Genomic DNA, 13,173 nt, shown 5'->3' with positions numbered 1-13,173 from the left:
TTACTGCGTATCGTAGAGGCAACTGCTGCCAGTTTTTGTCAGTAGTCATCCGGGCTATTGAGGCGCGATTTTTTCCTGATCCCGCCATTCTTTGAGCAATCTCTGTCGCCGTTTGGGGTAACGCGCCTCTGCGTCTGTCAGCGAGATAATGCAATCCGTGCGGAAATGGCGGAAACCCTGACGGGACTCACACCAGGCGACGAGGACATGAACGAGGTCGAAATACCCGAGTGCGAATGGCCAGATTATCCGGCGGGACTCTTCGTTTTTCAGGCTGCGGTATACGATTTCGAGCTTACGTTCGCCCCGTATTGCCTGACGAATCTGCGGCAAAAAGGTTTCTCCGGTTAATGCGTTGTCAGGAGGGCCGACCAGTAACGTCGAAGATTCCAGAGACAGGCGCAGATCCTCCGGCAGAACGGCGGCAATTTTCGCCAGCGCATTTTTGGCCGCCGCGCTCAGTTGCCCGTCAGTGCGTTTTGCGACCCAGCGGGAACCCAGCACCAGCGCCTGGATTTCATCCTCGGAAAACATCAGGGGAGGAAGCATAAAGCCGGGGCGTAAAATATATCCCAGCCCCGGTTCGCCCTGAATATCAGCCCCCTGTTCCTGCAATGTGCCGATATCCCGGTAGAGCGTCCGGACGCTGATATTAAGATCCGCAGCCAGCTGAGCGCCCGTCACCGGAAACCGGTGACGACGCAGGATCTGTATCAAATCAAGTAAACGCTGGGAACGGGACACGGTTTTTATCTCTTAAGTTTCCGGAAGGCTATTATTTCCATTATTTCTCTTCCTGCAAATCATGTCGCTGTCCGCGCAACCGGCTCACGCTGATGGCAACCGCCAGTCCCGTCGCCATCACTGCAATCCACAGGCTCAGTTTTACCGCATGGGCTTCCTGAATCACGCTATTAGCCGCGTAAACGGACAGGGTCACGCCGACGACCGCCGCGCCAAGGCATTGCCCGAAGGTGCGCATTATCGCCAGCACGCCAGACGCGTAACCGCTGTTTTCACGCGAGGCGTTCGACAACATTTCGCGGTTATTCGGGCTTTGGAAACAACCGAAACCGAGGCCGCAGACGAAACTTCTCAGGCCGATATCCCAGAATTGCGGATGCTCAGGCAGTTGCGCGAGCAGCAATAATCCCACTCCGAAGACGGCCAGACCGATTGTTGAAATAATGGCGGCCGGATAGCGATCCGCAAGGCGTCCGGCGTGGGGCGCGGCGAGAATAATGCCCAGCGGCCACGGTGTGAAAAGCAGGGCAGAGACAAACGCGCTGTAGCCGTAAACGCTCTGGAACAGAAAAGGCAGCGCCACGAAGGTAATGCCCTGGCTGACAAACGACGCCAGCGAGGTGAGCGCCGCCAGTGAAAACCGCGAGGAGGCAAACATGCCGAGCGGCAAAAGCGGTTTTGTTGCGTGGCGCTGACGCCAGACAAACGCGACACCCGCCAGAACAGCCACCAGACCGAAGGTGACCGCCGTGGCTAAATCATCCGCGCCGGGACGTGAAAACGCGTCTGCGGCCATGATCAGCGCACCGAGCATGGCGGCGGACAACACGGCACCCGCAAAATCAAACGGCTGGCGCGTGGCTGCGGGATTCGCCGGAATGACGCGCAGCGCGAGGGTCATCGCAATAATGCCCAGCGGAATATTAATCGCGAACAGCCATTGCCAGCTCAGCGCCGACAAAATGGTGCCGCCAAGCACCGGCGCGATGGCCGTACTGGTGGCGATGCTCAGGGCATTCAGACCAAGAATTCTGCCCAGCAGACGGGTCGGGAATACCGAGCGCAAAATAGCCGGGCCAATACTCAGCGTGGCCGCTGCGCCGATTCCCTGTAATACGCGCATGAACACCAGGACATCGAGGGATGACGACAGCGCGCAGCCCAGGGAAGAAAGGGTGAACAGAGCCAGCCCGCCGACAAAAATAGAACGAAAGCCGATGTGGCTGGCCATCGCGGCAAAAATTGCCAGCGCCATGGACGCCGAAAGCAAATAGGCGTTGGAAACCCACACCGCAGCGCCCGCCGAAATATCCAGCGCCCGTGCGATTTGCGGCAACGCGATATTCACCATCGAACCGTCAAAAACCGACATCGTTGCCATCGTCATGACCGCCGCCATGGCGAAACCGCGCTCGCGTCCCGGCAATCCTTCATCGCCGGGTCTGTCTGTAAATAATTCCATCATTCAATCCGTTATCTTTCACAGGGGATGCAGGGAATATAGCGGGACGCCGGACATAGCGGAAGACGCAGCATTTGCATTGAATACCTGCACCAAACGCCTTCTCTCCGGTTTTGTGGCGCGTTACACTGCGCGGATGACTGAACCTGATCTGAACTTACTCATTGCCCTTGATGTGCTGCTCGCTGAAAGAAGTGTAGCGGGTGCTGCGCGTCGTCTGGGATTAAGTGCTTCCGCGATGAGCCGGACGCTCAGCCGCCTGCGCTCGACAACCGGCGATCCCTTACTGGTGCGCGCCGGACGGCAGATGGTGCTGACGCCGTATGCCGAAGCAATCCGCGAACGTGCGCAGAACGCCAGTTTTGAAGCGCGCGCGCTCCTTCGACCGTCCTCGGCAGAACTCAATTTAGCCCGGCTTGAACGCACGTTCCTGATCCGCTCAAACGACGGTTTTGTCGTGGCGTTTGGCGCAGCACTGATTGCCGCTGCCGCGCAGGCCGCGCCTTCCGTGTGTTTGCGGTTCACGCCAAAACCGGAAAAAACGTCTAACGCATTGCGCGAAGGGCGGGTCGATCTCGAGATTGGCGTCGTCGGCGATATGGGGCCGGAAATCCGTTTGCAGACATTGTTCCGCGACAGGTTTATCGGCGTGGTGAGAAACGGTCATCCGCTGGCGCGAAAGAAGGCGCTTACCGCGCAGGAATATGTCTCGTTCGGGCATGTTGTTGTTGCCCGCCGGAACAGCACGCATGGCCCGGTGGATGACGCGCTGGCCGACGCGGGGCTGAAACGCAAAATCGCCGCCGTGGTGCCGGGATTTTCCGCCGCGCTGGCGATTGCCCAAAACTCCGATCTGGTGGCGCTGATCCCCGCGTCTTTCCTGATTGCCGAACCTGTCGGGCTTTATGCGTTTGAACTGCCGGTGAAAACCCGTGAAATCACAATTTCACAAATGTGGCATCCGCGCTCGGAAGTTGATCCGGCCCACCGCTGGCTGCGTCAGCTGGTGCTGGGCGTTTGCCGTTCAGAATTCGGCCATAAGAGGTTCCCGGAAAATGAGAACTAAACCAGAGCGCGTCATGTTCCTTACACCAGTCGATTGCTTTTCTTCTGGAGCGTTCTGCTAATGGTTTATTTTCACAAAATACAGAATTCCAGTGAGGGTGCGCAAACTGCACCGGGTTATGCATGACATCGCCGGTAAAAAGCGCGTACTCCCCGGCTGATTCTAAAATGATGGAGGCATGATCGATGCTGTGCCCCGGCGTGGGCATAAATTTCACTATTCCGGCAAAAAGTGGCGATGCCTGAATATTAATCGTTTCCAGTTTCCCGTTCTCAATCAGCGGAAAAATACTGTCCTGATATAACGCGCGTCGCTTTTCATCGGTTTTACAATGTACTAATTCTATTTCAGAGCAAATGTAGCGGGCATTCGGGAACAGCGGTTTCCATTCTCCTTCCTGGCCGTCAGTATTCCACCCGACATGATCCGTATGCAAATGCGTTAACAAAACATAAGTGACGTCTTCGGGTGAAAACCCGGCCTGTCTGAAGTTTTGCAGATAGTCCGTATTCAGCTGATGAAAGAGCGGAACGTTATTTCTGTTGCGGTGATTCCCGGTGGCCGTGTCAATAAGGATAATATCGCCGGCCGTTTTAATCACCCAGCTGTGGACAGAGAGTTCAATGTATTTATCTTCATCGTCAGCCATATCGCAAAGGTGATCCGAAAATAACGACGTTAATTTAAATGAAGCGGTCTGCTCGGTAATTTTAGAAATTTCACAATTTCCTACGGTCACTGGGATGTGCATATGACTCCCGATAATGTTTACGCTGGTTGATTGTTAACCCGTTAAGCTCGAAGTATGATGACGCTCACCTGATTATTCAAATCGATTAATATAATGAAAGATATCAACGAAAATGATTTTGGTAAAATAGACCTTAACTTATTGATCGTGCTGGTCATCATGGCCGATGAACGCAGTGTCACCCGCACCGCAAAACGGCTTCATCTGGGGCAGCCCGCGATGAGTGCGGCTTTAAAAAGATTGCGTGAGATGTTTGATGATCCGCTTTTTATCCGCACGTCTGAAGGCATGCTTCCCACGTCACGCGCAGAGAAGCTGGTCGCGTCTTTCAGGCCCGCACATTCAAAATGTGCATCGCACTATTTTCGATTTTCCTTTATTCAACCCGGCAACGGACAGTCATAACTTCCGTATCGGGATGAGTGACTGGGTCGAAAACTGGTTGATGGCAGATTTACTGGAAATATTAAGTGCTGAGGCACCGGGAATAACGATAACGGTCCTGGCATCAGACTCTTATAAAGACGTACAAATGATAAAGGATGACATAGCGGATGTGATTATTTCGGTCGGAAAAGACGTGGCACAGGAAGCGGGCAGAGAAAATCTGGTGCAATTTGGTTTTAAAACCGTATGGGACAGAAATCAGATTAAAATTAAAAAACCGCTGAGCATTGAGGATTTTATAAAATATGACCATCTTCTGGTGTCGTACAGAGGCGCGAACCAAAGCCTGATTGATAGCCAGCTCGCGTTGTCAGATCGTAAAAGAACAGTGAAATATGTCACGCCAAACTTCGCCTCCCAGCCGCTGATATTATCGCGCTTACCGGTGCTGACGACCGTGCCTGAGGGATTAGTGGATGTCTGGTGCAAACTCTATAATTTTGATTTCGATGATGTCCCTGTTGAAACATCAAAATATCACCTGTCACTGTTATGGAATAACCGGCGCGAAAGGGAACCGGCTATAGAATGGATTTTGCACAAGCTGAAAGCGCTGATCGCGGACAAAACCCGATGACCCCAAACTCTATTGCGCATCCAGATAATGCTTAAGCGTCATCCGCAGATCGGGCGTTAATTCTTTGATGTTTTTGAGCATCCAGCGCAAATAGGCCGGGTCATCTTCGGCAATTTCTGCAATCTTTTTGCCGCGATATTTGCCGAACATCATGGTGCTGATCAGCGCAGGTCGGCCGGTGATCGTGACCATATCTTCCGGTGTCCAGTCCGATTCATCCATGATGCGTATAAGTAACGCGGCGGTGATATAGCAGTCAAAAAGCGCACGGTGATGATGCAGTTCCGCCGGGGTTTTCACGTCGAGCTTCAGGGATTTGTACAACGCCATATTGCTGTACTTGATGCCAGGCCACAAACGACGCGCCAGTTTGACGGTGCAAATCCACTGGCCGGGCATTTCAGGCAGCATACGCTGGTCAAAACTGGCGTTATGGGCGACGTAATAAGGGCTGCCGTGGTAGCGGGGAATGACATCTTCAATCCACGGTTTATCGGCCACCATGGCCTCGGTGATTTTATGGATCGCCATCGCCTGATGGCTTATCGGGCGGTCGGGTCGCACCAGATCGCTCATCGGATTGACGATCCTTCCGTCCTCAATATCGACAGACGCCACTTCCACCACGCCACCCTGCAATCCGCAGGTTTCCGTATCAATTACACGCAACATATTCCACTCCCGAAGCCACCGGACACGTTCTGAAAACGCTAGCCTAACGGAATGATTGCGTCGTGCCCACTTTTCTCATCACCTCTTTTCACAAAAAAATACGTTCAGAAAATCCCCACACAGTCATTCTGCCTATTTCCTGTACAGATCACACTTCGCCTCACTTTCGTGAAAATGCTCACATCGCCCCGTGCAGATGCCCAAACTTAGACGGATATTTTCGGCTTTTAGCCGTGGCAATGTGTGAATAAACTGGCTAACTTCAATAATGAAACGCTATTTTATTTATGTTGGATTGCGGTTTTAACACAATGTGAGCGTGCTCACAAAGCGGTTGAGAACGCAGTCCGGGGGCGCTCTGATGAGCGTTAACTCTCTCAGTAATGGCAGGTATCGCTGTGAAAATACGTTCTGTTGAAGTCACTGTTTTTACTTATCCGACCCGTCGCGTTTCAGACAGCGCAGGTCATTCGCATCCGGGTGAAGAAAGTCAGGCAAAAATGGCGATGCTGACGATCACCACTGACGAAGGCGATTGCGGTTATTCGTTCGCGCCGCCGGAAGTGGTACGTCCACACGTCGTCAATGCATTTTTCAGAAAAGTGCTGATTGGGCAGAACCCGTTTGACCGCGAACGTCTGTGGCAGGATCTGGTTCACTGGCAGCGCGGCAGTGCGCATCAGCTGACCGAGCGCGCGCTGTCGTTTGTCGAGCAGGCGCTGTGGGATCTGATCGGCCGCAAGCTGAATATGCCGGTACACAAACTGCTGGGCGGATTCCGCGAAAAAGTCCCGGCCTACGGCAGCACCATGTGCGGTGACGAGCTGAAAGGCGGCCTGTCAACGCCAGACGAGTTCGGCCAGTTCGCCGAAAAACTCGTGGCACGCGGTTATCAGGCCATCAAACTCCACACCTGGATGCCGCCGGTGGCGTTCGCGCCGGATCCGAAGATGGACATCAAAGCCTGTGCCGCCGTGCGTGAAGCGGTGGGGCCGGACATCGAACTGATGCTCGACGGTTATCACTGGTACAGCCGCAGTCAGGCGCTGACCATCGGCAAGGCACTGGAAAAACTCAACTTCGCGTGGTTCGAAGAGCCGATGGAAGAAGAGAGCATGGCGTCCTACGCGTGGCTGGCGGAAAACCTGTCAATCGACGTCATCGGCCCGGAAAGCTTGGGCGGCAAACATCACAGCCGTGCGGACTGGGTGAAAGCGGGGGCGTGCGACATTCTGCGCGCCGGTGCAAACGGCGTGGGCGGTATCTCGCCGTGCATGAAAGTCGCCAGCCTGGCTGAAGCGTTCGGCATGGATTGCGAAGTTCACGGCAACGGCGCGGCCAGCCTGGTGGTGGTCGGTGCGATCCGCAACTGCCGCTGGTACGAACGCGGCTTGTTGCATCCGTTCCTTGAATATGACGAACCCGCCGCCTACCTGAACAGCATCGTTGACCCGATGGATGAACAGGGTTTTGTGCATCTGTCTGACCGTCCCGGCCTCGGAGAGGACATCAATTTTGAATACATAGAGACCCATACCGTCAGCCGCGACTGACCTGCGGGCAGAAAAAATAATAAACCTCTGACTCTACCCGGAAGGTACATCATGAACTCTGGCACACCCCTCAGGGCGTGGTTTTTCGCGCTCCTGTTGTCGGTGAGCTGCTGGCCGGCGCTGGCGAAAACGCCGCCCGACCAGCTGATCATCGGCATGAACATGAATAACCTGCTGACGCTCGATCCCGCAGCGATGACCGGCAACGACATTGTCGGCATCGTAGTAAATCTTTATGACCCGCTGATTGAGCTTGATCCGCAACAACTGACTAACATGCGTCCGGCGCTGGCGACCTCGTGGGAGGTCAACGATGCCGGAAATCTGCTGACGTTTCATCTGCGCGAAGGCGTGAAATTTCACTCCGGCAATCCGGTGACGGCGGACGATGTCGTGTGGTCGATGCGCCGCATTATTCACCTGAATCTGGCGCAGGCATCGGTGTGGAAGTCCTACGGATTCACCAAAAAGAACGTCGATGAAATGGTGCGCGCGCCGTCGCCCAATACCGTTGAAATCCAACTGCCTAAACCGAACGACCCGAAACTGGTGATTTATTCGCTGGCCGCGCTCGGCAGCGTGGTGGCGCTGGACAGCAAAACCGTGCAGGCGCACGAAGTGAACGGCGACTGGGGCAACCGCTGGCTGACCACTAACGAAGCGGGTTCCGGCCCGTTCCGCCTCGACAGCTGGCAGGCGAAAGATGTGCTGAACATGAGCCGCAATCCGCAGTACTGGCGTGGCGAACCGCGGCTTTCCCGCGTGGTGTTCCGCCATTTTCAGGAGTCCCAGACCCTGCGCCTGATGATTGAAAAAGGCGATCTGGATATTGCCAATAATATGGCGGTGTCCGACGTGACCGCGCTCAGCCATGATCCGGCGATGGTCGTGGATCAGGTGAAAAAGGGCACCCTTTATTACGTGGCGATGAGCATGAAAGAACCGCACTTCGCCAACCCGAAAGTGCGCGAAGCGGTGCGCTACCTGATTGATTATCAGGGCATCGGCAAAGCGCTAATGACCGGTTACGGTATTGTGCATCAGCGTCCGATTCAGGTCGGTATGCCCGCCACATTGCCGGATCCGGGCTACAAACTCGACATCCCGCGCGCCAGAGCCTTGCTGGCGGAAGCCGGATATCCGGACGGTTTTGACACCACGCTGCGGGTGCTGGCCGACCAGCCGTTCCTTAATATCGCGATTGCCGTGCAGTCCACGCTGATGCAGGCGGGCATCCGCGCCAAAATCGTTACCGGCACCGGCAACCAGATTTACGGTGCGATGCGTGAACGTAAATTCGCCATGCTGGTCGGGCGTGGCGGCAGCGGCGTGGAACCGCATCCGCATTCCAGCCTGCGTTCGCTGGTCTATAACCCCGACAACAGCGATGAAGCGCGACTCACCAATTTTCAGGGCTGGCGCACCGGTTTCTACGATAAACAGCTGAATACGGATATCGATCAGGCGCTGCTCGAGCGCGACCCTGAAAAGCAAAAGCAGGATTACTTCGCCATTCAGGAACGTTACGACGCGCTGATCCCCGCGCTGGTGCCGGTTTCGCAAATGGTCGATTCCATTGTGGTGCGCACGGACGTCAAAAATTATCTGCCTCATCCGTCAGCGACCACTTTCCTGCGCGACGTCTACAAAGTTGACGCTGCTGATGCAAAACCGGCGGGAGGTAAAGGGTTATGACCACACAAGCTCACACCACACAAACCCGGACCCCACAAACCCGGACCTGGCATTCCGGCATTCCCGCCGGACGCATCGGCAAACGGCTGGTTCAGGTGGCGGTCACGTTGTTCGGCCTGCTGCTGCTGACGTTTTTCATTGGCCGCGTGATGCCGGTGGATCCTGTGCTGGCGATTGTCGGGCCGGACGCCGACCACAGCACATATCAGCAGGTTTATCATCAGCTTGGCTTTGATAAACCGCTGTGGACGCAGTTCGGCATCTACCTTTCCGGCCTGGCTCACGGGGATTTAGGCAATGCGCTGCTGACCGGTAAACCGGTGACGCAGGACATTCTGCGCGTGTTCCCGGCCACCATGGAGCTGGCGACGCTGGCGATCCTTCTCGGCGCGGGCGTCGGTATTCCGCTCGGTGTTCTGGCGGCGGCAAAACGCAACAGCATTGCCGATTATGGGGTGCGCATCATCAGCCTGGCCGGGTATTCCACGCCGATATTTTGGGTCGGTATGATGGGATTGCTGGTGTTTTACGCCTGGCTCGGTTGGGTCGGCGGCGCAGGACGCCTGGATTTCAGCCTCGACGGGCAGGTCACGCGGCACAGCGGATTTATGCTGGTTGACGCGCTGATCGCCGGAAATGGGGAAGTCTTCCGCAACGCGCTGAACCACCTGATCCTGCCTGCGTCGCTGCTCGGTTTTCACTCGCTGGCCTACATCAGCCGCATGACCCGCAGCTTTATGCTGGCGCAGCTCTCGCAGGAATTCATCATCACCGCCCGCGTCAAAGGGCTGAGCGAATGGGATGTGCTGTGGAACCACGCGTTCCGCAACATTCTGGTTCAGCTGCTGACTGTGGTCGCGCTGGCCTACGGCTCTCTGCTGGAAGGCGCGGTGCTGATCGAAACCGTCTTCTCCTGGCCGGGCTTCGGTTCCTATCTCACCAGCAGCCTGATGCTCGGTGACATGAACGCCGTCATGGGCTGCGTGCTGGTGGTCGGTATGATTTTCGTGGTGCTGAACCTGCTCTCTGACCTGCTGTATCAGGTCTTTGACCCGAGGACAAAAGTATGACGATTTCCCTCGATTCTGTGGTGCTCAGCGCGGGCGACGAAAAGCGCCAGCGCGTGAAACGGGCGTTGGGCCGCGTCGGGCATTTTCTCTGGCAGATGGCGTGCAATCCGCTGACCGCCATCGGTGGCGCGATTGTTCTGGTGCTGATGATTGTGGCGCTGTTCGCCCCGTGGATTGCGCCGTTCCATCCGCTGGTGCAGGACTTGAACAACGCGCTCAGCCCGCCGTCGTCGGTGCACTGGTTCGGCACCGACGAGTTTGGCCGCGATATTTTCAGCCGTCTGGTTTACGGTTCGCGCATCACGCTCTACATCGTGCTGCTGGTGTCTGTCACCGTCGGGCCGCTGGGGTTATTACTCGGCGTGACCGCCGGATATTTCGGCGGCAAAACCGACATGGTGCTGATGCGCGTCACCGATATTTTCATCTCCTTTCCGAGTCTGGTGCTGGCGCTGGCGTTTGTTGCCGCGCTCGGACCGGGGCTGGAACACGTGGTGATCGCGATTACGCTCACCGCCTGGCCGCCGATTGCGCGTCTGGCGCGTGCCGAAACGCTTTCGCTGCGGCAGGCCGATTTTATCTCGGCGGTGCGTTTACAAGGCGCGTCTCCGGTGCGGGTGTTGTGGCGTCACATTGTCCCGCTGTGCCTGCCGTCGGTGATCATCCGCATCACCATGAATATGGCCGGGATTATCCTGACCGCCGCCGGGCTTGGCTTCCTCGGACTGGGCGCACAGCCGCCTGATCCGGAGTGGGGCGCGATGATTTCCAGTGGTCGTACTTACATGATGGAGTGCTGGTGGGTGGCGACGATCCCGGGTCTGGCGATCCTGATCAACAGCCTGGCGTTCAACTTCTTAGGAGATGGCCTTCGTGACATCCTTGACCCCCGAAATGACTGACGCTCCGGCGTTACTCGACGTGCGCGACCTTAACGTCAGTTTTGTGAATGGCCGTCAGGTGACGCACGCGGTGCGCGGCGTTTCGTTCCAGCTCGGACGCGAAAAGCTGGCGATCGTCGGCGAATCCGGCTCCGGTAAATCCACCGTCGGACGTGCGTTGCTGCACCTTCATCCGTCAAAAGCGCAGATTACCGCCAGCAAAATGCAGTTCGCCGATGTGGATTTACTGAACGCCAGCGCGAAACAAATGCGGCAGGTGCGCGGGAAACGTATCTCCATGATTATGCAGGATCCGAAATACTCGCTGAATCCGGTGCTGTGCGTCGGCGACCAGATTGCCGAAGCGTGGCGCTCTCACCACAAATGCTCGTATAAAGAGGCCAAAAGCAAAGTCCTGAACATGCTCGACGTGGTGCGTATCCGCGACCCGGAACGCGTGTACGGCCTGTATCCGCACGAGATTTCCGGCGGGCAGGGGCAGCGCATCATGATTGCGATGATGCTGATCACCGATCCGGAAATGGTGATTGCCGACGAACCGACCTCCGCGCTCGACGTTTCGGTGCGCTTACAGGTGCTGGCGCTGCTCGACGATCTGGTGAAAACGCGCGGTCTGGGGCTGATTTTTATCAGTCACGACATCAATCTGGTGCGCAGTTTCTGCGACCGCGTGCTGGTGATGTACGCCGGACGCATTGTGGAATCCATCGCCGCCACCGATCTGGATAACGCGCAGCATCCGTACACGCGCGGCCTGCTGAATGCGCTGCCGGACATGGATAACCGCCGTTATCCGCTGCCGGTCATGCAGCGTCAGGCCAGCTGGCTGACCGATTAAGGAAACTGAAATGTCCCAAAAAAACATGATCGACGTCCGCAACCTGAACCTCACATTTGGCGAAGGCGCGAAAACCACGCAGGTGCTGACGGAGGTGAATATTGCCGTGCGCGAAGGGGAAATTTTCGGGCTGGTCGGCGAATCCGGTTCGGGAAAAACTACCGTCCTGAAATGTCTGGCGGGACTGTTTACCCACTGGAAAGGTGAGCTGGAAATCGACGGGCAGCAGCTGGAGCACCGGATTGGCCGCGACCGTTGCCGTCTGGTGCAGATGGTGTTTCAGGATCCGTACGGTTCGCTACATCCGCGTCATACCATCGGCGATATTCTCGAAGAACCGCTGCAAATTCACCGCATCGATCAGCGCGATGCGCGCGTCAACGCCATCCTGGAAAAAGTCGGTCTGAACCGCGCCTTCCGCAGCCGCTATCCGCACCAGCTTTCCGGCGGCCAGCGCCAGCGCGTGGCGATTGCCCGCGCGCTGATCCTCAAACCGCGCGTGTTACTGCTCGACGAACCGACCTCGGCGCTGGATGTTTCCGTGCAGGCTGAAATCCTCAATTTGCTGTTCGATCTTCAAAAAGAGGAAGGGCTGACCTACCTGATGGTCACGCACGATCTGGGCGTTATCGCGCATCTCTGCCAGCGCGTGGCGGTGATGAAATACGGCAAAATCCTTGAAACGCTGGAAACCGACGCACTTCTGCGCGGCGACATTCAGGACGACTACACCCGCGTTCTGGTTGACGCCAGCCGCGATTACAGCCGCGAAATGGCGGCGAAAGTGATGTTGTAATTTCAATATAAAAATCACCAAATACCGCTGCATCTGCCGTGATGCAGTGGTTACACCTGTTCACTTCTTCCCGCATTAAATAAGCTTGAAATTTCTGACTGTTTTTCAATTTAACTCTATAATATTGGGTATTAAGTTCAATATTATAGGTTTACTCACAATATGATGGATTTAAGTCTTAGTAAGCCCGACGAGGTGGTTAAGTTGCTTTGCGACCGGCTGCGTAAGGAGCGATTGTCGCGGCAAATGACGCAGGCCGAAGTTGCAGCGCGGGCGGGCATCGGGGTTAACACGGTATCCAATCTTGAATCGGGGAAAAATGTGGGCTTTGAGAATGTCGTGAGAGTGGCGATGGTGCTTGGACGCCTCGGCGAGCTGGAAGCCCTTTTCCAGCCCAAAGTTGACTCTCTGGACGACATTCTCAGGTATGAAACATCACCCGTTCTTAATCCCGCAGAAAACGATTTTATTCAGGAGGACATATGGCTATTACAAGCAGTAAGTTCGGTCGTACCGTCCTCGACGGCAAAGATGCTGAGCAGATGATAAAGCAGATGCGTTCCGTTAACGCAGAGTCTAAATCCAGGGTCAATGAATCTG

General features: G+C 55.8%; 12 protein-coding genes and 2 pseudogenes. 10 read left to right on the top strand and 4 right to left on the bottom strand.

The annotated features are described in order from the left end of the window. Positions 1-54: 54 nt before the first annotated feature. Positions 55-744, bottom strand: a complete 690-nt coding sequence (locus BV494_RS23325; RefSeq protein ID WP_104925165.1) for a helix-turn-helix transcriptional regulator — start codon at positions 742-744, stop codon at positions 55-57. Positions 745-784: 40 nt separating this feature from the next. Beyond that, positions 785-2,206, bottom strand: a complete 1,422-nt coding sequence (locus BV494_RS23320) for an MFS transporter (RefSeq protein WP_104925164.1) — start codon at positions 2,204-2,206, stop codon at positions 785-787. A gap of 136 nt (positions 2,207-2,342) precedes the next feature. On the opposite strand from BV494_RS23320, the gene BV494_RS23315 reads away from it, so the two are divergent. Next, positions 2,343-3,272 (top strand): LysR family transcriptional regulator, encoded by a 930-nt coding sequence (locus BV494_RS23315; protein WP_104925299.1) that lies wholly within the window; start codon positions 2,343-2,345, stop codon positions 3,270-3,272. A 124-nt stretch (positions 3,273-3,396) separates the two neighbouring features. Here the strand turns inward: BV494_RS23315 and BV494_RS26195 are convergent. Next, positions 3,397-3,921: pseudogene (locus BV494_RS26195) on the bottom strand (MBL fold metallo-hydrolase); the annotation flags it as partial. Between the two features lie 195 nt (positions 3,922-4,116). Between BV494_RS26195 and BV494_RS26190 the strand changes: the two are divergent. Further along, positions 4,117-4,428 (top strand): helix-turn-helix domain-containing protein, encoded by a 312-nt coding sequence (locus tag BV494_RS26190; RefSeq protein WP_226790110.1) that lies wholly within the window; start codon positions 4,117-4,119, stop codon positions 4,426-4,428. A gap of 40 nt (positions 4,429-4,468) precedes the next feature. Then, complete coding sequence (locus BV494_RS23305; protein ID WP_255414965.1) at positions 4,469-5,047, top strand: LysR substrate-binding domain-containing protein; 579 nt, start codon at positions 4,469-4,471, stop codon at positions 5,045-5,047. Positions 5,048-5,056: 9 nt separating this feature from the next. On the opposite strand, the gene exoX is transcribed toward BV494_RS23305, so the two are convergent. Continuing rightward, positions 5,057-5,719, bottom strand: coding sequence for an exodeoxyribonuclease X (exoX, locus tag BV494_RS23300; RefSeq protein WP_104925163.1), 663 nt, complete (start codon positions 5,717-5,719; stop codon positions 5,057-5,059). A 398-nt stretch (positions 5,720-6,117) separates the two neighbouring features. On the opposite strand from exoX, the gene BV494_RS23295 reads away from it, so the two are divergent. The 7 genes and pseudogenes from BV494_RS23295 to BV494_RS23265 form a co-directional block, all read left to right on the top strand. Continuing rightward, entirely contained in the window at positions 6,118-7,272 is a 1,155-nt protein-coding gene (locus BV494_RS23295) for a mandelate racemase family protein (protein WP_104925297.1), read from the top strand. A gap of 156 nt (positions 7,273-7,428) precedes the next feature. Then, positions 7,429-8,967: an ABC transporter substrate-binding protein gene (locus BV494_RS23290; protein WP_226790137.1), complete on the top strand. Its 1,539-nt coding sequence runs from the start codon at positions 7,429-7,431 to the stop codon at positions 8,965-8,967. Continuing rightward, positions 8,964-10,037, top strand: coding sequence for an ABC transporter permease (locus BV494_RS23285; RefSeq protein ID WP_226790109.1), 1,074 nt, complete (start codon positions 8,964-8,966; stop codon positions 10,035-10,037). Before BV494_RS23290 ends, BV494_RS23285 begins: the two co-directional genes overlap by 4 nt. After that, positions 10,034-10,939: an ABC transporter permease gene (locus tag BV494_RS23280; RefSeq protein ID WP_104925161.1), complete on the top strand. Its 906-nt coding sequence runs from the start codon at positions 10,034-10,036 to the stop codon at positions 10,937-10,939. Before BV494_RS23285 ends, BV494_RS23280 begins: the two co-directional genes overlap by 4 nt. After that, on the top strand, positions 10,932-11,777 hold the full coding sequence (locus BV494_RS23275; protein ID WP_439958403.1) for an ABC transporter ATP-binding protein: 846 nt from the start codon (positions 10,932-10,934) through the stop codon (positions 11,775-11,777). Before BV494_RS23280 ends, BV494_RS23275 begins: the two co-directional genes overlap by 8 nt. A gap of 25 nt (positions 11,778-11,802) precedes the next feature. Continuing rightward, positions 11,803-12,573: an ABC transporter ATP-binding protein gene (locus BV494_RS23270; RefSeq protein WP_104925294.1), complete on the top strand. Its 771-nt coding sequence runs from the start codon at positions 11,803-11,805 to the stop codon at positions 12,571-12,573. A 162-nt stretch (positions 12,574-12,735) separates the two neighbouring features. Continuing rightward, positions 12,736-13,011, top strand: a pseudogene (locus BV494_RS23265) (helix-turn-helix domain-containing protein); the annotation flags it as partial. Positions 13,012-13,173 lie beyond the last annotated feature (162 nt).

The organism is Rahnella sikkimica, from assembly GCF_002951615.1.
GTDB lineage: Bacteria > Pseudomonadota > Gammaproteobacteria > Enterobacterales > Enterobacteriaceae > Rahnella > Rahnella sikkimica.
The sequence above is the reverse complement of the archived record's forward strand: the minus strand, read 5'-3'. Positions and strand labels throughout refer to the sequence as shown.